This is a genomic window from Pseudoclavibacter sp. AY1H1, assembly GCF_002931055.1.
GTDB lineage: Bacteria > Actinomycetota > Actinomycetes > Actinomycetales > Microbacteriaceae > Pseudoclavibacter.
This window is the reverse complement of record NZ_PSXX01000007.1, coordinates 88,779-110,468: the sequence shown is the minus strand read 5'-3', so window position 1 is coordinate 110,468 and position 21,690 is coordinate 88,779. Positions and strand designations below refer to the sequence as shown.

At 67.4% G+C, this 21,690-nt stretch carries 20 protein-coding genes; 13 read left to right on the top strand and 7 right to left on the bottom strand.

The window, feature by feature from the left end; genetic code table 11:
- Positions 1-91: 91 nt before the first annotated feature.
- Positions 92-949, bottom strand: a complete 858-nt coding sequence (locus tag C5E05_RS12240; protein ID WP_104243783.1) for an SDR family oxidoreductase — start codon at positions 947-949, stop codon at positions 92-94.
- 258 nt (positions 950-1,207) lie between these two features.
- Here C5E05_RS12240 and fdhA point away from each other — a divergent pair, with 258 nt between their 5' ends.
- Entirely contained in the window at positions 1,208-2,422 is a 1,215-nt protein-coding gene (fdhA, locus tag C5E05_RS12235; RefSeq protein WP_104243781.1) for a formaldehyde dehydrogenase, glutathione-independent, read from the top strand.
- A 119-nt stretch (positions 2,423-2,541) separates the two neighbouring features.
- Here the strand turns inward: fdhA and C5E05_RS12230 are convergent, their stop codons facing one another.
- From C5E05_RS12230 to C5E05_RS12210, 5 genes are all read right to left on the bottom strand, one after another.
- Positions 2,542-3,309 (bottom strand): SDR family oxidoreductase, encoded by a 768-nt coding sequence (locus C5E05_RS12230; protein ID WP_104243779.1) that lies wholly within the window; start codon positions 3,307-3,309, stop codon positions 2,542-2,544.
- Positions 3,306-4,040 carry a triose-phosphate isomerase gene (locus C5E05_RS12225; RefSeq protein WP_104243777.1) on the bottom strand — a complete coding sequence of 245 codons (735 nt, stop codon included), beginning with the start codon at positions 4,038-4,040 and terminating at the stop codon, positions 3,306-3,308. Before C5E05_RS12225 ends, C5E05_RS12230 begins: the two co-directional genes overlap by 4 nt.
- The gene (locus C5E05_RS12220; RefSeq protein WP_104243775.1) at positions 4,037-4,843 is read right to left on the bottom strand and encodes a sugar phosphate isomerase/epimerase; all 807 of its coding nucleotides are present in this window, start codon (positions 4,841-4,843) and stop codon (positions 4,037-4,039) included. The genes C5E05_RS12225 and C5E05_RS12220 overlap by 4 nt, the downstream gene beginning before the upstream one ends.
- 69 nt (positions 4,844-4,912) lie before the next feature.
- Positions 4,913-6,394, bottom strand: a complete 1,482-nt coding sequence (locus C5E05_RS12215) for an L-fuculokinase (protein WP_104243773.1) — start codon at positions 6,392-6,394, stop codon at positions 4,913-4,915.
- On the bottom strand, positions 6,391-6,888 hold the full coding sequence (locus C5E05_RS12210) for a YjbQ family protein (RefSeq protein WP_104307494.1): 498 nt from the start codon (positions 6,886-6,888) through the stop codon (positions 6,391-6,393). Before C5E05_RS12210 ends, C5E05_RS12215 begins: the two co-directional genes overlap by 4 nt.
- Before the next feature lie 121 nt (positions 6,889-7,009).
- On the opposite strand from C5E05_RS12210, the gene C5E05_RS12205 reads away from it, so the two are divergent.
- The 6 genes from C5E05_RS12205 to C5E05_RS12180 all read left to right on the top strand — a co-directional run bounded on the left by C5E05_RS12205 (position 7,010) and on the right by C5E05_RS12180 (position 12,802).
- Complete coding sequence (locus tag C5E05_RS12205; RefSeq protein WP_104300139.1) at positions 7,010-7,918, top strand: LysR family transcriptional regulator; 909 nt, start codon at positions 7,010-7,012, stop codon at positions 7,916-7,918.
- A gap of 118 nt (positions 7,919-8,036) precedes the next feature.
- Positions 8,037-9,569, top strand: a complete 1,533-nt coding sequence (locus C5E05_RS12200; protein WP_219819530.1) for an APC family permease — start codon at positions 8,037-8,039, stop codon at positions 9,567-9,569.
- 109 nt (positions 9,570-9,678) lie between these two features.
- Positions 9,679-10,500 carry an alpha/beta fold hydrolase gene (locus C5E05_RS12195; protein WP_104243767.1) on the top strand — a complete coding sequence of 274 codons (822 nt, stop codon included), beginning with the start codon at positions 9,679-9,681 and terminating at the stop codon, positions 10,498-10,500.
- Entirely contained in the window at positions 10,497-10,757 is a 261-nt protein-coding gene (locus tag C5E05_RS12190) for a DUF3253 domain-containing protein (protein WP_104243765.1), read from the top strand. The genes C5E05_RS12195 and C5E05_RS12190 overlap by 4 nt, the downstream gene beginning before the upstream one ends.
- A gap of 396 nt (positions 10,758-11,153) precedes the next feature.
- Positions 11,154-11,549, top strand: a complete 396-nt coding sequence (locus C5E05_RS12185) for a hypothetical protein (protein WP_104243763.1) — start codon at positions 11,154-11,156, stop codon at positions 11,547-11,549.
- A 281-nt stretch (positions 11,550-11,830) separates the two neighbouring features.
- Positions 11,831-12,802: a helix-turn-helix domain-containing protein gene (locus C5E05_RS12180; protein ID WP_146081109.1), complete on the top strand. Its 972-nt coding sequence runs from the start codon at positions 11,831-11,833 to the stop codon at positions 12,800-12,802.
- Positions 12,803-12,814: 12 nt separating this feature from the next.
- On the opposite strand, the gene C5E05_RS12175 is transcribed toward C5E05_RS12180, so the two are convergent.
- The gene (locus C5E05_RS12175; protein WP_104342115.1) at positions 12,815-15,097 is read right to left on the bottom strand and encodes an FdhF/YdeP family oxidoreductase; all 2,283 of its coding nucleotides are present in this window, start codon (positions 15,095-15,097) and stop codon (positions 12,815-12,817) included.
- A 187-nt stretch (positions 15,098-15,284) separates the two neighbouring features.
- Between C5E05_RS12175 and C5E05_RS12170 the strand changes: the two genes are divergently transcribed.
- From C5E05_RS12170 to C5E05_RS12145, 6 genes are all read left to right on the top strand, one after another.
- On the top strand, positions 15,285-15,731 hold the full coding sequence (locus C5E05_RS12170) for a MarR family winged helix-turn-helix transcriptional regulator (protein WP_104243759.1): 447 nt from the start codon (positions 15,285-15,287) through the stop codon (positions 15,729-15,731).
- Between the two features lie 88 nt (positions 15,732-15,819).
- Positions 15,820-17,292, top strand: a complete 1,473-nt coding sequence (locus tag C5E05_RS12165) for an MATE family efflux transporter (RefSeq protein ID WP_104342079.1) — start codon at positions 15,820-15,822, stop codon at positions 17,290-17,292.
- A gap of 116 nt (positions 17,293-17,408) precedes the next feature.
- Positions 17,409-18,278, top strand: a complete 870-nt coding sequence (locus C5E05_RS12160) for a MerR family transcriptional regulator (RefSeq protein ID WP_104307488.1) — start codon at positions 17,409-17,411, stop codon at positions 18,276-18,278.
- Between the two features lie 58 nt (positions 18,279-18,336).
- A complete protein-coding gene (locus C5E05_RS12155) occupies positions 18,337-19,044 on the top strand; it encodes a FadR/GntR family transcriptional regulator (RefSeq protein WP_104300127.1) in 708 nt (235 codons plus the stop codon).
- 133 nt (positions 19,045-19,177) lie between these two features.
- The gene (locus tag C5E05_RS12150; protein ID WP_104342114.1) at positions 19,178-20,656 is read left to right on the top strand and encodes a four-carbon acid sugar kinase family protein; all 1,479 of its coding nucleotides are present in this window, start codon (positions 19,178-19,180) and stop codon (positions 20,654-20,656) included.
- A 47-nt stretch (positions 20,657-20,703) separates the two neighbouring features.
- Positions 20,704-21,606, top strand: a complete 903-nt coding sequence (locus tag C5E05_RS12145; protein WP_104243750.1) for an NAD(P)-dependent oxidoreductase — start codon at positions 20,704-20,706, stop codon at positions 21,604-21,606.
- Positions 21,607-21,690: the final 84 nt, after the last annotated feature.

Sequence of the window (21,690 nt, the reverse complement as noted above, 5' to 3'; positions counted from 1 at the left end):
CATCCCGAAAGCGAGGGTCGTCGTGGCGTGAGCCGGACCGTCGGTCAGACCGTCGGCCATGCCGCGGGTGAAGCTGCTCAGGTGGCGCCGCCTACGCGGTGAGGGTGCGGAGCGTCTCGGCGAGCGTCGTCGTGGGGCGTCCGGACACTCGGGAGAGGTCGCCGGTGGTCAGGGCGAGCCCTCCGTCGCGGATGTTCGCGTCGAGGCCCGTGATGAAGCCGATGGTGCCTTCGTCGAGCCCGTTCGAGGTGAGGGCGGCCTTGTGCTCCTCCGTGGTGAGGGCGCGGTACTCGACGTCGCGGCCGATCGCGTCGGCGAGGGTCTTCGCGAACTCCTCGAAGTCCCAGGCCTTGTCGCCGGAGAACTCGTAGACCTTGCCTTCGTGGCCGTCTTCGAGCGCGATCGCGGCGATGCCGGCGGCGTAGTCGGCGCGGGAGGCGCTGGCGACGCGGCCCTTGCCTGCGCTGTTGACGATGACCCCCGTCGTCTCGCCCTGGGCGATGTCGGCGACGTAGTTCTCCGTGTACCAGCCGTTGCGCGCGATGGTGGAGGGAAGGCCGGATTCGCGGATGAGCGACTCGGTCGCGACGTGCTCAGGCGCGAGGATGAGGGCATCCGGGTCGCCGCCGAGGACGCTCGTGTAGACGATGCGGGCCGCGCCCTTGGCCTTCGCCGCGTCGATGACCGCTTCGTGCTGCGCGACGCGGGTGCCCACTTCACTGCTGGAGATGAGCACGACGGTGTCGCCTTCGTTGATGGCGGCGGTCGCGGTGTCGGGCTGCGAGTAGTCGATGGTGGCGGTGCGAACGCCCTTCGCTGCGAGCTGCGCGAGTCGCTCGGCGTTGCGGCCGCCGGCGACGATCTCGGTGGGGGTCGCGCCGCGCTCGAGGAGGCTGTCGATGACGAGGGTTCCGAGCTGTCCGGTCGCGCCGGTGATGACGATTGCCATGCTTGCTGTTCCTTCCGAGAAGTGGATGCTTGCAGCTACAACAACCGATGGGGTATCCGGCGTATTCCGAACGCGCTGGGAAGTCGACGGAGCAGATCACCCGGGCCTGAGTCTGTGCATCCGCTGGTCATCTGCCCCGAATCCTGGCGTGCCCTGAGGGCGGCCAATAGCCTCGAAACACTGCGTAACAGAGACGTTCGCAGGGTTGCACCGTCGTGTGCACCGCATGCAGAACCCGCTCAACTCAAAGGAGAGATCATGGCGAGTAACAGAGCCGTCGCGTACAAGGGGCCGAACGAGGTCGAGGTCATCGACATCCCGTATCCCGAGTTCGAGCTGAAGGATGGACCGGGCGTGAACCCGGCGAACGTGGGTCGCCAGGTGCGGCACGGGGCCATCCTGCGCACCGTGACGACGAACATCTGCGGGTCCGACCAGCACATGGTGCGCGGTCGCACGACCGCTCCGGTCGACCTCGTGCTCGGTCACGAGATCACGGGTGAGGTTATCGAGGTCGGCCCGGACGTCGAGTTCATCAAGGTCGGCGACATCGTGTCGGTTCCGTTCAACATCGCGTGCGGGCGGTGTCGCAACTGCAAGTCGGGCAAGACGGGCATCTGCCTCAACGTGAACCCGGACCGCCCCGGCAGCGCGTACGGCTACGTCGACATGGGCGGCTGGGTCGGCGGGCAGGCGGAGTACGTGCTGGTGCCGTACGCCGACTGGAACCTCCTGAAGTTCCCGGACCGTGACCAGGCACTCGAGAAGATCCTCGATCTGACGATGCTCTCCGACATCTTCCCGACGGGCTTCCACGGTGCCTACACCGCAGGGGTCGGCCCAGGGTCGACGGTCTACATCGCCGGCGCCGGTCCGGTGGGACTCGCTGCGGCAGTCAGCGCGCAGCTGCTCGGCGCCGCGTGCGTCATCGTCGGCGACCTCAACGAAGAGCGCCTCGCGCAGGCGCGGTCGTTCGGCTGCGAGACGGTGGATGTCTCGAAGGGCGACCCCGGTGAGCAGATCGAGCAGATCCTCGGCGTGCCGGAGGTCGAATGCGGTGTGGACGCTGTGGGCTTCGAGGCTCGCGGGCACGGTTCCGATGCGGGGCACGAGGCGCCGGCGACGGTGCTGAACTCGCTCATGACGGTGACGGAGGCTGGTGGTGCCCTCGGTATTCCCGGCCTGTATGTGACGGGTGACCCGGGCGGAGTGGACGAGGCGGCGAAGGTCGGCTCGCTGTCGATCCGGCTCGGCCTCGGCTGGGCCAAGTCGCTGTCGTTCACGACCGGACAGTGCCCGGTCATGAAGTACAACCGGCAGCTCATGCAGGCGATCCTCTTCGACAAGGTGAAGATCGCCGACGCCGTGCAGGCGACGCCGATCACGCTCGACGAGGCTCCGAAGGGCTACGCCGACTTCGATGCGGGCGCGCCGAAGAAGTACGTGCTCAACCCCAACGGCTACGTGAAGTAGCCCGGCGCGGGGGTACATCAGACCGCGACAGAGCGTGGAGGGCGGCGGGCCCCATGCTGCAGGGAGGACTGCAGCGTGGGGCCCGCCGTGTGCGTGGGGTTGCCAGCACACGAGATCGGTCAGATCGCCGTGTACCCGCCGTCGATGACGATCTGCTGCGCGGTGAGGTAGCTCGACGCGTCCGAGGCAAGGAAGCGAACGAGGCCGGTGAGGTCTGCGGGGGTGGCCATGCGGCCGAGCGGGATGCGGGAGACCCAGTCCTCGAGGAGTTCCGGCTCGCGGTCGATGATCTGCTGGGTGAGGTCGGTGAGGACGTAGCCGGGCGCGATCGAGTTGACGCGGATGCCTGCACTGGCCCATTCGACAGCCAGGGATTTTCCGAGATGGGCGACTGCTGCCTTCGACGAGTTGTAGGAGGCGGCCCACTGCGGCACGTTGACGATGGAGCCCGACATGGATGCGATGAGGACGGCGCTCCCCGGAAGCCCTGACTTCAGGAGACCCGCGCCGAAGGCCTGCGCGGAGAAGAACGTCCCCGTCAGGTTCACATCGATGACCTTCCGCCACTGGGCTGCGGTGACGTCGATCGAGTCGCCGTTGATCTCGATGCCGGCCGCTGTGAGGAGGATCTGCGGGGTGCCCAGCAGTTCCGTGATCTCCGCGAAGACGGCCGCTGTCGCGTCCTGATCGACGACATCGAGTCTCCGCCCGACGGCCTTGACACCGAACTCGTCTGCGAGCTGTGCTGCGGTGTCCTCGACGCTGTCGAGAAGATCGAGGAGCGCGACGTCGGCGCCGTTCTCGGCAAGTGAACGGGCGACGGTGAGCCCGATCCCTCGGCCGCCACCCGTGACGACTGCGGTCCTGCCTGCAAGTTCTCTGCTCATGTTCTGTCTCCTTCGTTGTGGTGGACGTGCTGGGGAGAGGCGAGTGCCTCGTCGAACCCCTGTCTGGTGGATGCGATGAACGTGCGAGCTGCGTCCGACCGGTCGTGCGCACCGAGCACGCCACTCGTCGATCCCGTGCCGTCCGCGCCGGCGGCCATGATGTGCCTGGCGATGGTGGGGGAGGCGACGCCTCCCGCGTGCATCATGAGAACTGCCCCGCCGGTGTCGCGGACCGCCGTATTCGCTTCGGGGATCCAGGAGCGGCTGACAGCACCCGAGGTCCCGATGAGTGCGGGCGGTTCGAAGAGGATCGCCGTCGGGTTCAGGAGCGACAAGCGAACGGCATCGCCGATCGTGCCAGCGCAGACGATGGTGAGCAGCCCAACCTCGTGAGCACGGGACACGGTTTCGGCGAGTGTTCCTGGGTCGAGTTGGCGGCTCTCGTGATTGAGCATGACGCCGTCGGCGCCCGCGTCGACGAGCGCCTCCGCGGTCGTGGAACCGAAGGTGGCGCCGATCGTGTCCGCGTCCATGGCCTGCGCGAAGACGAGCACGCCTGAATCGAGCTCTGCGGTTCGCGTGACGAGTGCGTTCGGGACGGTCAGGACGACGTCGACGTCGTGTTCGGCCCCCGCCGCTCCCGCTGCGACGGCCAGCGCCTCGATCTCGGTCTGACGCAGCAGGTTCTTCGGTCCGATCTCGAAGAACGGCGGAGTGAGGAGCCTGTTCATGCGTCGATCAGTGCCCGCAGGAAGCGGGCTGTCTCCGGCAGGCTCCGCTCCGGATCACCGTGAGTGGAGCATTCGAGATTCAGCGAGCCCGTGTATCCGATGTCTCGGAGGGCTCCGATGATCGAGGGCCAGTCGAGTGAGCCATGACCTGGAAGGAGTCGGTTGTTCTCCCCGAGGTGCACCTGCTTGACGTGGCCACCGCACTGACGCAGCGTCGCGGCGATGTCCGCTTCCTCGATCGACATGTGGAACGTGTCCGGGAGGAGGCCGGCGCTCGGATGGTCGATCATCTCGAGGAGGTGGATGTTGTCAGAGGCGCGGTTGAGGTACCGGCTCTCGTACCGGTTGAGCGGTTCGAGGAGCACGCGCCCGGCGGTCCCGTCAACGACGTCGAGCATCTGGGCGTAGAAGTTCAGGAAGCCCTCCTGCTGGCGGGAGTCGAGCTGCAGGAACGGGTCGAAGAGGGGCAAGGGATTCTGGGCGCCGTACTCGAACTCGATCTCGGTGACGAGGCCAAGCTCAGCGCAGACCGATGCCGCCTCCAGGTACATCCCTCGGCATCGGTCCCGGAGATCCGCGTCTGGGGACATGGCGTTGCCGTAGACGTCGTCGGTGAGCACGAACTCGACTGGACGTACCCCGGTTCGCGACTCGAGCTCGCCGAGCTCCGACCGGACGCCGTCGTTCCAATCGGCGAACGGCTGGAAGACCGCGATCGTGTCGTACCCCCAGGCCGAGAGGCGTTCCGCCTTCTCCGTGAGAGTCGCGCCGGGAACCATCGGCGACGAGCAGCACAGTTTCATCTTCACTCCATTTTTCTCGACCTCGTGTGAGGTGGTTTTCAGGTCGTCGTCTGCACGCTGGTGCAGGTGTCAGGTCGCGTAGAGGCGCTGCAGGGAGTCTTCGAACAGCGCGTAGCGCTCGGCACGGTTGACGAGTTCGGTCCTGGACCGCCCGTGAGACGGCTGGTAGCGCGCGGTCAGCGGTGGGTTGAGTTTCGCCGCGTCGTGGATGCTCGCGAGCTCTCCTGCCGCGACGAGGGCGAGCACCGCGGCGCCTCTGCAGGTCGCCTCCCGCTCGTTGGGGACGACGACGTCCACCTCGCAGACGTCCGCCTTGAGCTGGTTCCTGAAGGTCGATGCAGTGCCACCGCCGGTGGACACGATCTGCTGCGCACGCGCTCCAGTGAAAGAGTCGATGTTGCGTTTCAACAGGTGGGCGAGGCCTTCTTCGACCGCGTAGGCGAGGTCGAAGCGGTCATGGCTGAGAGAGATGCCCACGAAAGCTCCGCGAGCATCCGGAAGGTAATCGGGCGGATTCAGGCCTGTCAGGTAGGGCAGGAAGACGGGCACGCCCAACGCCGATCGGGAGGTGAGCTCGCGTTCGAGCTCTGCATGGGAGAGGTTCTGGAGACCTTCCCTTCTGAACCACTCGAGAACAACCCCTCCGCTGTCTGCGCCGTTGAAGAGGACGATGTCGTCGGGGTGGAGCCCGGTGTGGAACGAGATCCTGCGGCTGGGATCGAAGCGCCAGTCGCTCGCGAGCATCGAGAGCGAGAGCACCGTTCCGGCTGATTCGCTGATGGTGCCAGCCCGGTAGGAGCCGGTTCCTGCCATCGCACAGAAGTGGTCGAGCGCCCCCACGTTCACCCGATACGCGACAGCTTCCGGCAGCTGAGCGACGACATCCGGCATGACTGGGCCGACGTCGGAGCCGGCAGCGGCGACCTCCGGCAGTTGGTCCGAGGTGATGCCGCAGAACTCGAGCATCTCTGCCCAGTACTCGGATCGTCGGACATCCCACAGGTACGTGAAACCACGTGTCGAGACCTCGCCGACGCTGCGACCAGTGAAGCAGCGGATGAGATAGTCCTTCACCATCAGCACCTCGTGGGTTCCCGCCATCGTCTCCGGCTCGTGCGCTCGGAGCCAGCGCAGTTTGGCCGCGGGCCAGGCAGCTGACGCGAATGGCTGCCCGCTGGTCTCGAACGCGGCGTCAGCTGAGAACGACGCAGCCATGAGCTCGGCCTCGACACCGGCTCTGCTATCCAGCCAGGAGAGGGCTGGACGTACGGGACGACCGGAGGCATCCACGAGAACCAGCGACTCCGCCTGTCCCGTGAACGCGAGTACTGCGTCGTGCTCACGAGTCGTCACCGCCGCGCGCCGCGCGCAATCCGCCACGAGCGCCAGGATGGTCTGGAACAGCGCTTCGGCATCGAACTCGACGCGGTCGCCTGACCTTTCGTAGCTCACGGGCCCGGATGCGCTCGCAAGAACCGCGAGCCGCTCGTCATAGAGCACGACCTTGAGGTTGGTGGTGCCGACGTCGATGGCGTAGACGAGCATCGTCATTCACCCATGAACTGGAAGTGCACGACGCGTGTGCGCGGGCGCACACCGTCGAGATCGCCGAAGTAGATGCGTCCGAACTCACCGAGTACGGCCGCGCCATCGACGACGGGAATGACCTCGGAACGGCCGAGGATCGACGAGATGATGTGACCGTCGGTGTTGAGGCCCCATTCGGGCAGCTCATCCCGCAGCGCGGCGGCGTTCTCGATGTGGATTGGCCCCGGATGCAGGTACTGGCCCTCATGGCGAGTAGGGGGAGCGATCTTCGCGAGGACGTTGAGTGTGTCCTGCAGAATCAGCTGCGTGCCGTAATACGTCACGTCTTCGGACTCCTCCTGGAGGAAGACCGTGCAGCTCGTATGCGCCGTGTAGGCGGTGAGGAGTCCATTTCTGGCACCGAGCTCGGCGAGGAACGTCTGCGCCTCGTCGGTGATGTCGAAGAACTCCTGCCGCGCGGGTGTGTCGATCGAATGCGACCCGCTGTGAACGCCCATGTTCTGCTCCTCAAATGAAGTCGTGTGAGTGACTTCATCCTGATCTCGAATCTCTCCGAGCGGAAAGACGAAGCTACGATGAGTTCATAAGCTGCATCTATCACTGACTCTTGGAGGAGCGATGACCGGAGACGTGACCCTGCGGCAGCTTCGCTACGTCAACGCGGTCGCAGCGGACCTGAACTATCGGCGAGCTGCCGAGAAGCTCTTCATCACCCAGCCCGCCCTCTCCTCCGCCATCCGTCAACTGGAGGAGCAGCTGGGCGCGAAGGTCTTCGACCGCGACACCCGGTCCGTCACGCTGACCGCATTCGGACGCGAGTGGCTCCCCCATGTGCGTGCGGCGCTGCGCGCTGTGGACGAGACCCTCGACATCGCCTCGACGCTCATCGATCACGCCGAAGTGCGCATCGGGTACCTCATCGGGACGGGAGCGGATCTCCTCTTCACCCTGCTCGAAGACGTGGAGCGGGACCTGCCGGGCATCACGATCGAGATGACGGAATACGACTTCGCCGACCCGACGGCCGGGCTCGCGAGTGGGAAGTCCGACATCGCGCTCATCCGCCCTCCTGTCGGGGCGTTCGGGCTGGAGATCGCAGTGGTGGAGGAGGAGACCTGGGTGGCCTGTCTGCCAAGGGCGCACCGGCTCGCGGGCAAGAGCGAGCTGCGGATCGAGGAGCTCCTCGACGAGCCGCTGATCGTTGCCCCCGAATCGGCAGGAGCCTGGCGAGACTACTGGATGGCTGCCGACGCGCGACACGGCAAGCCAGCGTTGATCGCCGGTGAGGCTGCGACCTACGAGACTGAGACGACGATGGTCTCGCGCGGCATCGGCGTGAGCTTCACGACCTCGTCGATGACCAGGCTCTACGACCGGCCGGGCATCACGTTCGTCCCCATCGTGGACAGACCCGTCAGCTACTCCGCGCTCGCTTGGCACCCCGACCGGGTGTCACCCTCTGCGCGAAGACTCGTCCAGCGCATGCTCGACCGGGCGCAGGTGCGGCAATCGGACTCGGACCGATAGACCAGAGTTATCAATCCATAAGAGGACCGGACTTCCAGAGTGCTGGGCCACTGGGTTCACTGTCTCCAAGGACACGGCCGGATCATGGTCGTTCCACGCAAAGAGGCGAGGAGATGCAGTGATAAATCCACTGAAAAGGTCCAGGCGTGATCCTCTGCCTGAACCATCGAGTTCAGGTACGGACGAGGATGCCCGGCTCGCGGAATTCGGGTATGACCAGAAACTCGATAGATCCGTCGGGAAGATCGCGTCTTTCGCCATCGGATTCTCGACGATCAGCGCGACCACGGCGGTCTTCTCCGGATTCGCGGCCGGCTATTCGAATGCGGGAGCTCCATTCATCTGGACCCTGTTCATCGCGATCCCGGTATTCCTGCTCTGGACGCTCATCGCGGCTGACATCTCGGCCAAGATCCCCCTCGCCGGCTACGCCTACCAGTGGACAAGCCGACTGAACGGGCCGGTCTTCGGCTGGTTCACCGGCTTCGCGGCGCTCATCGGCTGGACCAGCGGCATGACCAGCCTCGGCTACGTTTTCGCCGGCTATCTCGGCAGCGTCTTCGGCTGGGAGCTCTCGCAGCCGAATCAGATCTTCCTCGCCATCGCGGTCGTCGTCGTGTGCGTGCTCATCAACGCCTACCGAGTCCGGCTCGCGACGCTCATCAACAACATCGGGGTGGGCCTGGAGTTCGTCGTCACCATCGGCGTCACACTCGTGATCGCGTTCGTGGCCTTCGTCATCCCTGGCAACGCGCAGCCGTTCTCGTCGCTGTTCGAGGGCAACAGCCCCGATGACGCGACTCCGTACCTGCTGGCATGGCTCGCCGCATCCCTCGGGCCGTTCTTCGGACTCGTCGGGGTGGAAGCGGTCGCCGACGTGGCGGAGGAGACGAAGGACGCGCGCCGTGTCATCCCCCGCACCATGTTCTACGCGTTCGCGGCGTCCTGCATCATCGAGTTCGCCATGTACCTCGTGTACACGCTCGCGATCAAGGACCCTGCGGGAGTGCTCGCCTCCTCGGCGCCCATCGACGAGATCATCTCGCAGCAGCTCGGCCCCGTCGTCTCGAAGATCGTCATCGCCATCGCGCTCACCAACATCCTCGTGTGCCTGCTCGCCAACGTCTTGGTCGGCACCCGGCTGCTCTACTCGATGTCGCGGGACAACATGATGCCGTTCTCGAAAGCGCTCCGCCACGTCAGCCCCACCCGCAAGACCCCATCCACAGCAGTGCTCACGCTCGGGGTGGTCTCGGTGCTCCTGCTCCTGTCTGCGCTCGTCAGTCCCGCCGCCTTCAACTACTTCCTCGGCATCGCGACGCTTGCGTTCTTCAGCACCTACGTCCTGCAGACGATCGGTCTGCTGATCGCGTCGTACAAGGGCCGTATCCCGGCGCCAGAACCGGGCACCTTCGATCTCGGGCGCGCCAGGCGACCGCTGCTCATCATCAGTCTCGTGGTGTTCCTGATCGTCGAGATCGCACTGCTGTTCCTCCCCGCGTTCGCTGGCAACGGCTTCGTGTTCGCAGGAGCTCTCGGGCTGGCATTCCTCTGGTGGCTGCTGGTGCTCAGGAAGCGGTTGAGCACGGGCCACGCTGGTTCCAACTACGCGCGTGAGCACCCAGACGAGGAACTGGCTGCCGCTCGGTAACGAGGCGAGGAGGAAACGCCTCAGACGGGCCGCGAGGGTGCAGACTTGCCTCGCGGCCCGCATTCGCTGGAGGGCCGACGGCAGTGCTCAAGGGTGAGGGAGCAGGAACATGGTCGCAGCAGAAGAGCCGGGCACGGGCGGGGTTCGCGTCGATCGCGAGACGGTCCTGTCGGCGGATGGAACGCGCATCGCCTACGAGATCCGCGGCTCGGGGCCCGTGGTGCTCATCGTGAACGGTGCGTTCTCGACGGCGCGAGACGTGACGGAGTTCGCGCTGGCACTCGTCAGGGCCGGTTTCGCGGCCGTCGCCTATGATCGCCGCGCCCGCGGCGACAGCGGTGATACGAAGCCGTCGGCGCCAGAGCGTGAAGCAGAAGATCTGGCGGCCGTCATCGGCGCGGTCGGCGGCCAGGTGAGCGTCGTCGGGCATTCCTCCGGGGCCGTGCTCGCGCTCTTCGCCGCCTCCCTCGGCGTTCCCGTGCAGCACCTGTTCCTGTCGGAGCCTCCGTTCCGGTTCGGGCAGCACGAGCCGGCGCCCGACCTCGCCGAGCGCCTACAGCGGCTCGTCGATGAGGGCGAGGCGGCTACCGCGGTCTCGACGTTCCAGCTCGAGGGGGTTGGACTCGACCCTGCCCTCGTCGAGCAGATTCGGCAGAGCCCGATCTTCCCCGGCCTCATGCCGCTCGCGCAGTCGACGGTCTACGACGCGCAGCTCGTGCGGCAGGTGTCGACGCCGACGGCGGCGATGGTCGACGTGCAGGTGCCCGTGACGATCGTCGTGGGCGGCGACACGTTCCCGTTCCTCGCGAGCGCCGCGAGGCGGCTGGCTGAGACGCTGCCGGGGTCGGAGCTCGTCGAGGTCGCCGAGTCGGTCGGGCACCGCGTGCATCCCGAGGCGACGGCGAAGGTCCTCGCGGAGCGGCTGCTGTGACCCCGGCCTCGCAGCGCGATCAGCAGCTCGAGCGTGTGATCCTCGAGCTGCTCGCCAAGCGGGCCGAAGGGGCCACCATCTGTCCGTCCGAGGCGGCGCGAGCCGTCGGGGGAGACGAGTGGCGCGGCGAGATGGACGCGGCGAGGGCAGCCGCGCTGCGCCTCGTGGCGGCCGGCGACGTCGACATCACCCAGGGCGGCGAAGTCGTCGACGGCGCCTCGGCGAAGGGGCCGATCCGCATCCGCCGCCGAGCCTGAGGCCCTCACCGCCCAGGGTGGAAGTGGCCACGATGCGGTGGCATTCCCTCGTGCTGTTGGTACCCGTTCGGGGATAATCGGCACAATTTCGGCCAGGTGTCGCGCAATCTCAGCCAGGACGACATGAGCGACTGACCGGAACAGCATGATGTGAAGGTGAAATCTCTCCCTAAGAACACGCTCGATAAGCATGGCCAGTCGATTTCCCGCGGCGGTGCGGGCGAAAGCGACCGTGTCTCCCGGCGGAAGATCGTGCAAGGTGCCGCCTGGACGGTGCCGGTGCTCGCACTCGCGGTACAGGCTCCCAGTGCGAGCGCGTCGGTGAACTGCAGCCAAGTGCGCGGTGGAAGCACGGGAATCCGCTTGCAGCAGACAAGCAATCCTCGAAGGTACACGGTGAGTGCCACCAACACCCAGACCGGAGGAGTAGGTGGAGGTGGCGTCACGCCCGGCGACGTCAAGAGCTTCTCGATCATCTACTGGTGGACCGTGCCGGGTCTGACCTTCACGAACACCGGCAGCTCCAGCTGGACCAACCTCCAGCCGACGGGCGAGACTCGGGTCATCGGGGGGCAGCTCTACTACGCCTTCAAAACCACCTTCACCGGGACTTTTGTGTCGTCCGGCGGTCGGATCTACCCGAGCCAGGGGCATGAGTTCCAGGTGAACAACTACCAGCAGTACAACGGCGTCCAGATCTGCTGGGCAGGTGAGAACGACTTCGTCGCCGGTCAGTGCGCACAGCGAAGCGGTGTCTTCGCCACCTCGTGCACCACCATGACAACGAACTAGCGCTGGGGGCGAGCCTCGAGGGTCGTTCGCGGACGCGGACGCGGACTCGGACGCGGACTCGGACTCGGACTCGGAAAGGCTATGAAGGGCGTGGGTTGGTCCTGGCGTGCTCACGGCAGGCTCGATGAGGTTGTTCCTCTGGGTCGTCCGAGCAGTCCTGCAGCCGAGTGGCGGCAACCCTGTTCGCTCTCTGTCGAGCGGTCAGTTCACCGCCGACTCTGGTCGGAGCGAGATGGTGGGTCGAGGGTTTCCACGGCTCTCTTCATGTGAGTAAAGATTCGGTGACCGTGAACGTCAATTCCTCTCGACGAGACGCACGCCAGGACGTGGAACATCCGTCAGGGTACAAGAGGAGCGTCCTTCGGTTCAGGGGTTCGCCGCAGACGTGGGGCCTCGAGTCGATCGGTGTGGAAATCGTTCGGTACTCGGCCCCTCTGATCTCTGACGTGCAGCTTCTGACCATGGAGAACTACTTCGCTGCAGAGGTCACCACGACTGCATTCGCTGTCTCCTGGACAAGGGCGCGGGCGTCTGCTCGGAGGCGAGTGCTGATGATCTTCCCTCGATCGGGCGTGCTGAACGTGGAGTCGGGCCCCTCGAACACGCTGAAGATACAAGATCGAGTCTGGCTCGTACTCCCGGGCAGCACTCCAGTGCTCATGAGCAGCGACAACCACTTCGAGGGAATCTTCTTCGCCTTCGATGCTCGCGAGGTGCTGCCCTCTCTGGCGGCCTCCATCCGGCCGGGGAAGAGGGAGCTTGGGTCGCCGATCCTCGACATGATGCGGCCGATGCTCGAGTCCTTCGTTCGGTATCCGCGCGTGGACGATGTCCTGACGATCCACAACATGCGGAGTCTCCTCCGATCGATGGCGCGGTCGCTCGTGTTGGAGCTCCTCGAGACTGGCAACCACGTCTCCAGGGACCTGGCCGGCGAGATTCGTGCGATCGTGCGTCTCCGGCATCAGGATCCCGCGCTCACTCCACACTCGATAGCCCTGGGGTTGAGCATTTCGCGGAGAACGGCTGACCGGGTGATGTCGGACTCCGGCGATGTGAGCCTTGCGCAGCTCATCCGTTCGGAGCGTGCGCACACGGCGAAGACTCTCCTGCAGACGCAACGCCAGCTGTCGATCGAAGAGGTCTGGGTGACCAGTGGCTTCCCGTCGAAGGAGACGATGAGACGCGCCCTCCGCGACATCTTCAACCGCTCGCCTCGGGAAATCCGCACTGCGCCCAGGGTCAAGCGCTGAGAGCCAGTTTCCTCAGCGCGTTTCGGCCGCAGCTCGCTCCAGTCGAACGACGATCGACTTCGAGGTCGGCGTGTTGCTGACATCGGCGGTCGAGTCGAGCGGCACGAGCACGTTCGTCTCCGGGTAGTACGCGGCGACGCAGCCGCGCGGGGTGGAGTAGACGACGATGCGGTGGCGCTCGCTGCGGCGCTCTTCGAGCGAACCGTCGCGGCCGGGCCACTCCGATACGATGTCGACGTGGTCGCCGTCGGCGAGGCCGCGGTCCCGTGCATCCGCCTCGTTGACGAAGACGACCCTCCTGGCGCTCTTCACGCCCCGGTACCGGTCGTCCTTGCCGTAGATGGTGGTGTTGAACTGGTCGTGCGAGCGCAGCGTCTGCAGCAGCAGGCGCCCCTCGGGGACCTTCGGGTACTCGAGCTCGTTGGCCGTGAACTTCGCGGTGCCGCCGATGCTCGAGAAGTCGCGGCCGTCGCGCGGCCCGTTCGGCAGGACGAACCCGCCGGGCTCGTCGATCTTCGCCTCGAAGTCCTCGAACCCGGGAATGACCCGGGAGATGGATGCGCGCACGTTCGCGTAGTCGGCGCGGAGCTCGGCCCAGTTCACCTGCGGCACGTTCGGGCGCGAGCGGGTGAGGACCCGTTCGGCGAGCATCGTCACGATGGCGACCTCGCTGAGCAGTTCGTCGCTTGCCGGCTCGAGCCGCCCGTGGGAGGCATGCACGGCGCTCATGGAGTCCTCGACGGTCACGCGCTGCGTGCCGCCCGCCTGCCGGTCGCGTTCCGTGCGGCCGAGGGTGGGGAGGATGAGCGCTCGGCGCCCCGTTGCGACGTGCGAGCGGTTCAGCTTCGTCGATACCTGCACCGTGAGGGCAAGCGACTCCATGGCCGCCTCCGTCACTGCCGTGTCGGGTGTCGCCCTGGAGAAGTTGCCGCCCATGGCCATGAAGACGCGGGCCTTGCCGTCGCGCATGGCGCGGATCGCCTCGACCGTGTCGTAGCCGTGCTCGCGGGGAGACGCGAACGAGAACTCGGCGTCGAGCTTGTCGTGGAACGACTCCGGCATCCGCTCGAAGATGCCCATCGTGCGGTCGCCCTGCACGTTCGAGTGCCCGCGCACGGGGCAGACGCCCGCGCCGGGCTTGCCGATGTTGCCCTGCAGGAGCAGCAGGTTGACGCAGTCGCGCAGTGTCGGCACGGAGTGCTTGTGCTGGGTGAGGCCCATCGCCCAGCAGACGATCGTCGATTTCGAAGCGAGCAGCAGCTCACCGGCCTCGCGGATCTCCGCCTCGCTCAGGCCGGTCGCGGTCTCGACCTCGGCCCAGTCGAGCGTGCGGAGGGACTCGAGGTACGCATCCACCCCCGACGTCTTCGCGGCGATGAAGTCGTGGTCGAAGACGGTGCCGGGGTTCGCCTCCTCGGCGTCGAGCAGGATGCGGCCGAGCGCCTGAAACAGAGCCTGGTCGCCGCCCAGCTTGATCTGCAGGAACAGGTCGTTGAGGGCGGTGCCGCCGAGCACCATGCCGCGCACGGTCTGCGGATTCTCGTACCGCATGAGCGCCGCCTCGGGCAGCGGGTTCACGGCGATGATCTTGCCGCCGTTGAGCTTCGCCTTCTCGAGGGCGGTGAGCATGCGCGGGTGGTTGGTGCCGGGGTTCTGGCCGGCGATGATGATGAGGTCGGCCTCGTGGAGGTCCTCGAGACTCACCGAGCCCTTGCCGATGCCGAGCGTCTCGCCGAGTGCGGAGCCGCTCGACTCGTGGCACATGTTGGAGCAGTCGGGGAGGTTGTTCGTGCCGAGGCCGCGCACGAACAGCTGGTACACGAACGCCGCCTCGTTCGAGGTGCGGCCGGAGGTGTAGAAGATCGCCTCGTCTGGGCTCGACATCTGCGCGAACTCGTCGGCGATGATGTCGAACGCGTCGTCCCAGCTCACGGCCCGGTAGTGCGTGCCGCCCTCCTCGAGGAGCATCGGATGCGTGAGGCGGCCCTGCTGGCCGAGCGAGTAGTCGTCCCAGGTGCGCAGCTCCTCGATGGAGTGCTCGGCGAAGAAGCTCGGGGGAACGCGCCGTTTCGTGGCCTCCTCGGCGACGGCCTTCGCGCCGTTCTCGCAGAACTCGGCCGGGCTGCGGTGCTTGCCCTCCGGCCACGCGCATCCGGGGCAGTCGAAGCCGTCCTTCTGGTTGATGCGCAGCAGGGTGCGGGCTGTGCGGGCTGGGCCCATCTGCGCCGTCGTCACCTTGAGCGAGTTGAGCACTGCGGGGATGCCGACTGCGGTGATCTTCGGCTCGGAGAACATGGCCGCGGTCTCGTCGATGTTCTCGACGATGCGCGCCACGCCGGCTTCCGGCTTCGCGCGCTTCTCTGGATGCTTCGGTTCGGGCATCGTTGCTCCTCCCGGTGAATCCGCCCAGTCTACGCGTGCGGCGCGGGGCACGGGCTGGGCTATCTTGACAGTTAGAACTCTAACTGTCATAGTTCTAACTATGTCGGATACAGCCCCAGCCCCACGCACGCCCCTCGAGTTCGTCCGATGGATCAGCTGGGCGCAGATGAAGGCCGGGGAAGACTGGACACGTGAGCGCGAGCTCACCCGGCCGCAGAGCTTCGTGCTCGGCTACCTCGTGCAGAGCCCAGGGGCGAGCCAATCGGAGCTCGCTCGAATGAGTCGCACAACCCCGGCGAGCGTCTCGAGTCTGCTCCGCGGCCTCGAGGGGCGAGGGCTCATCGAACGCCGAACCGAGGGTGGCGACGAGCGCACCAAGCGCGTCTACGCCACGCCCGCCGGGGCCGAGCTCATCGCGGGCTTCGAGGAGGCCATGATCGCCGCAGACGAGACGATCCTCGCGCCGCTCGATGCCGATGAACGAGTCGCGTTCCAGGCGCTCCTCGCCAAGATCACGGCTCAGCTCCCGCAGCCAGTGCGCGACTAGCCCTCCGAGGCGCGCGACCGAGTCGCGCATCCCCTCACGTGCCGACGAGTGTCGGCGCGCGCTCCGTCCTGCCCAGAAAGAAGCAACCATGAGCACACCACCAGAAGCACAAACCACGGCCGATCTGTCGACAGCCCGTGAGGCCGCCCCGGATGCGGTGCACACGAACCGCTGGTACCTCTCGTCGGCACCGATCATCACCGCACTCCTGCACCTCTGCGTGCCCATGGCGGCCGCGATGATCGTCGGAGCGATCTACAACCTCACCAATGCGGGGTTCATCGGCTCGCTCGGGGACACGGCCCTGCTGGCCGCCATCACCCTGGGCTCGCCGGTCCTCATCCTCGTCATGGGGGTCGGGAACGTCTTCGGGGTCGGGGGAGGGGCGCTCGTGTCGCGCCTCCTCGGCGGGGCCGAACGCGACCCCTCGAAGGCGGCGACCATCAAGCGGGTCGCGTCCTACTCGCTCTGGGGGTCGGTGGTCGTGGGGGCCGTGGTCGCCGCCATCGGGCTCGTGTTCCTCTCGCCGCTCGTCTCGCTGCTCGGCGCCGACGCATCCGTCGCGGCGCCCACGGCTGCCTTCGTCGGGGTGCTGCTCGGCTTCGTGCCCGTCCTCGCCGCGGCGGTCTGCCTCGAGCAGCTCGTCCGGGCGGAAGGCGCGGCGAAGCAGGTCATGGTCGCGCTCGTGCTCTCCGCCGTCGTGAACCTCGCCTTCGACGCGCTGTTCATCCTGGTGCTCAACTGGGGCGTGGCGGGGGCGGCCGTGGCCACGGGTCTCGCGAACCTCGTCGTCGTCGCGTACTTCGTTCTCTGGCTCACGCGCAACAGCGAGCACGTGAGCCTCTCTCCTCGCTGGTTCACCCTCGCGGGCTCCGTGCAGAAGCCGGTCCTCGGCGTCGGCATCGGCACGCTGCTGCAGTCGGCGTTCCTCATCGTCACGGCGCTGGTGCTCAACAACCTCGCCGCGGCCTACGGCGAGGGGCCGCTCGCGGCGATGGGCGTCGCCGTGCGTATCGCCCAAGTGCCCGAGTTCCTCATCATGGGTGTCACCCTCGGCGTGCTGCCGCTCCTGGCCTACTCGTACGGCAAGGGCGACGGCGCACGCTTCGGGTCGGCGCTGCGCGCATCCGCCATCACGGTCGGCGGGGTCGCCGCGCTCGCGGCCATCCTCCTGCTGTGCTTCCGAGAGCAGGTGTTCGCGCTCTTCGTGGCCGACGCATCCGTGCTCGCGATCGGCGTCGTGGTGCTCGCGGCGCAGCTCATCGCGATGATCGCGAACGGCTTCACCGGCCTCATCACGTCGCTGTTCCAGGCAACCGGCCGTGCCCTTCCCGCGACCATCATGTCGGCCGCCCAAGGGGTGCTGTTCATCCCCGTGGTGATCGCGGGGAGCATCTGGTTCGGCCTGCCCGGCATCATCTGGGCGCTCACCGTCACCGAGGTCGCGGTGCTCGCTGTCGGGGTGGTCCTGTGTGTCGCGTTGGCTCCGGCCCTCAAGCGCGGCCTCGCGGAGGGCAGCGCGGAGCGTGCGGAGGAGGCGCTCGAGATGGCGGCGGCCTGATCGGGCCTCGCGCCTCGAGGCGCATGCCGGCGAGCTCGAGGCGTCTGGTCCAGCCGGGCAGGTCTGCGGAGTGCCCCGCTTGACTCTCCTCCTACGGGAGGCGGCAGGCTTGAGGCATGCTCACCATCGGGGAATTCGCGAACACGACCGGCATCAGCGTGAAGGCGCTGCGTCACTACGACGAGACGAAGGCGCTCGTCCCGTACGAGGTGGATGCGGTGACCGGGTACCGCAGGTACGCCGAGTCGCAGGTGCGCGACGGCGCCCTCCTGCAGGCGCTGCGGGCGGCCGGCGTGCCGCTGCCCTCCGCCGCGAGGGCGCTCCGAGACGGAGACGCAGCCGACGTGCTGCGTCACCATCGTGCCGAAGTGGTGCGGAAACGTGACGTCGAGGATGCAGCCATGACGGCTGCGGACGCCGTGCTCACCGCATTCGCGCGCCCGGTTCTCGTCGAGGAGCGGCGACTCGGGGCCACGCCGTTCGTCGCGCGCGTCATCCCGCTGCCCGCTGACCTCGATGCGGCCGGTGGGGGCGTCGCCCGCGGGGACGGTGCCGGTGCGGCGCCGAGCGATGAGGACGCGAACCGGGAATTCGCCGAACTGCATCGGCGCGGCGTCGAGGCTGGGCTCGAGCCGGGGCCCGGGTTCTGGACGTCCTTCCGGGAGGCCCCCGGCAGCACGGCACGAGCATCCGAGCTGCAGATGCTCTTCTGCTGGCCGGTCGCGCGCCTCCCGGAAGCCGACGACGAGTCGTGGCACGACGGGCGCATCCTCGCGGATGAGCTGCCGCCGCGAACCGACCTCGTGGCCGTGTGGCGCTCGCACGGTGCCGATCTGCCGGAGGGGTCCGTGCATCCGGCCGTCGTGGCCCTCTTCGACGCGCTCGCGGAGCGCGGGGTGGCGCTCACATCGCCCGAGGTGCGCCAGCGTGTCATCGGAGAGGATGCGAACGACGTCGTCGTGGAGGTCGCCGTCACGCTGCGGTGACGCTCGCGTGAGCCGGTGTCCGGACGCGCCCACTAGCATTGCGAGTTCGGAGGTCACCATGGCGAGAGCGTCGCTTGTTCAGTCGGTCAGCGACCGGCTCCTCGATGACATCATCTCGGGGGCGCTGCCCCAGGGGGCGCCGCTGCCGCGTGAGATCGACCTCGCCGAGCGGCTCGGCGTGAACCGCCTCACGCTGCGCGAGGCCCTCAAGACGCTGCAGGCGCAGGGAGTCGTTCAGCCGGTTCCCGGGACTCGCGGTCGCGTGCTTCCCATGGAGGACTGGACCGGCATCGAGCCGCTCCTGCGCGCCGCGACGTCGACCGGCGGCAAGGCGCAGGCCTCGGTGCAGCTCGTCCAGCTTCGACGAATGATCGAGACGGGTGCCTGCGAGCTCGCTGCCCCGCTGCGCACCGCCGACGACCTCGAGAAGCTCGAGGGGTACCTCGAGGAGATGCGCGCGGCGAGCGCCGCGAACGACGTGCACACCTTCGTCACCGCCGACATCGCGTTCCACGATGTCGTGCTGCGGGCGAGCGGCAACCCGTTCCTGCGCGTGCTGCTCGAGCCGCTCGGGAAGTTCATGTACGAGCGCCGCTACGAGACCTCCGCGGTGCCGCAGGTGCAGGTGAATGCCATCCGCGAGCATGCGGGGATCCTCGAGGCGCTGCGCTCCGGCGATGGCCCAGCCGCGCGCGCGGCGATGGAGTCGCACATGCAGCAGACGGCGGACGACCTGCAGGAGTACGTGCTCACGCCTCGAGCCTGATCGCCGCACTTCCTTCCGGCGGCGGTGCGTCGCAGGCGTCACCCGGTTCCCCCCCCTCGAGATATCAGATATCTCCTTGACAACCCCCTTCGGTGGGCGCAAGATATCTGATATCCGATTACAAGGGAGTTCTCTGATGGATGAAAGCCGACTGCTCGAGCAGTACCCCGCCCCGGTGCGCGTCGACGCTGCGGAGGTCGCCGACCGGGTCCGCGAATCCGGAGTGACCCTCATCGTGCTCGACGACGATCCCACCGGGACGCAGTCCGTCGCCGATCTTCCCGTCCTCACCCGCTGGGAGCAGGACGACCTCGTCTGGGCCCTCGAACAGGGCCGCGACGCCGTGTACGTCCTCACGAACACGCGCAGCCTCGACGCCGAATCCGCCGCCGCACGCAACCGCGAGATCGTGACGGCAGCCCTCGCCGCGGCGGAGCGCCTCGAGCGCCGAATCGCCTTCGTGAGCCGCGGCGACAGCACGCTGCGCGGCCACTTCCCCCTCGAGACCGACGTCATCGCGGCAACGCTCGCCGAGCTCGGCGGCCCGGTGCCGGACGGCGTCCTCATCGTTCCCGCATTTCCCGACGCTGGAAGGGTCACGATCGGGGGCATCCACTACTACCGGCAGAACGGCGAGCTCGTGCCGGTCGCCGAGACGGAGTTCGCGAAGGATGCGACGTTCGGCTTCCGCAGCTCCGCGCTCCCCGAATGGGTCGAGGAGAAGACGAAGGGTCGCTGGGCCGCCGCAGATGTGACGGTGCTCTCGCTCGATATCATCCGTCGCGGCCCAGAAGCGGTCGCAAGCGTGCTGCAGGATGCGCGCGACGGTCAGCCGATCGTCGTCGACGTGGTCATCGAGGACGACATCCGCATCGTCGCCCTCGGGCTCGAGCTCGCGGAGGCCGACGGCAAGCAGTTCCTCTACCGCGTCGGGCCGCCGTTCGTGCGAGCCCGAATCGGGCAGGAGATCGCCTCCCCACTCACCCCGGCGCAGCTGGCGCGCGACGGGGTGGCCCAGTCCGCTGCCGGCGGCCTGATCGTCGTCGGCTCGCACGTCGACCTCACGACACGGCAGCTCGCAGCCCTCCGGACCGAGCATCCCCACCTGCCGACCGTCGAGCTCTCCGTCTCGGCGATCATCGACGCGGACGCCCGAGCCGCGCACATCGGCGAGGCGAAGACTCGCGTCGTCGAAGCGCTCGCGAACGGCGACGTGATCCTCCACACGAGCCGCGAGCTCGTGAAGACCGACGACGCGGACGCTTCCCTCGCGATCTCCAGAGACGTCTCTGCCGCCGTCTGCGAGGTCGTCGCGCACGCGCTCCGCGTGACGCCGCCGAGCTTCGTCATCGCCAAGGGCGGGATCACCTCGAGCGACGTCGCCACGAACGGCCTCGAGATCCGTCACGCCGTCGTCCGCGGCCCCATGCTGCCCGGCATCGTCTCCCTCTGGCAGGCGGTCGGGGGACCGGCCGACGGCATCCCCTACGTCGTGTTCGCCGGCAACGTCGGCGACGAGGACTCGCTCGCGCGGGTCGTCGAGAAGTTCCACGTGAGCGCCGCTGTCGGCGTCGACGCACCTGCATCCGCACCCATTCCCGCATCCAACTGATCAGCAACAGCGCTGAGATCTCAACACGCACCGAGAAACGAGCAACCATGACCTCCTCCACCTACTCCGTCGCCGTCCTCGGGCTCGGCGCGATGGGCCTGCCGATGGCGACCCGCCTCAGCAGCCAGCTCACGGTCAACGGCTTCGACATCGCGCAGCCGCGCCTCGACCTCGCGGCCGCCGCGGGCATCGTGCCGCACGCCTCCGCGGCCAGCGCGGTCGCCGGCGTCGACGCGGTCCTCCTCGCCGTCCGCAACGGCGAGCAGCTGCATGAAGTGCTGTTCGGAGAGAACGGCATCGCCGACAAGCTCGACGAGGGCGCAGTCGTGATCCTCACGAGCACCGTCGGAACCGACGGCATCGCCGACGTCGTCGCTCGCCTCGAGCAGCACTCGGTCGAGCTCGTGGATGCGCCCCTCTCCGGCGGCCCCGTCCGCGCGGGCGAGGGCGACCTGCTCATCGTCGTCGGTGCGACGCCGGCAGCGCGAGAGAAGGCGCAGCCCGTGCTCGGCCTCCTCGCATCCACCCTCACCGTGGTCGGCGACCGCCCCGGCGACGGTCAGGCGCTGAAGACCGTCAACCAGCTGCTCTGCGGCGTGCACATCGCGGCCGCAGCGGAAGCGCTTGCACTCGCCGAGCGCCTCGGGCTCGACCCGGCCAAGACCCTCGAGACGCTCGGCGCCGGAGCAGCGGGCTCATTCATGCTCGCGAACCGCGGCCCCCGCATCCTCGAGGCCTACGACGAGGACGGCGCCGAAGTGCTCAGCCGCCTCGATATCTTCGTGAAGGACATGGGCATCGTCGGCAAGGCGAGCCGCGCCGTCGGGCTCCCGACGCCGGTCGCCGCCGCCGCCGAGCAGCTGTACCTCCTTGGCCAGGCACAGGGACTCGGTGCGTCCGACGACTCAGCCGTCATCCTCGCCCTCGCCCCGAAGACCACCGACTCGTAAGCAAGAGCCCCCGCTCTCACCCAAACAACGCTCTCGTCAGCGTCCTCGTCAGCGCTCTCGTCGGCGCCCTCGTCAAAGGAGACG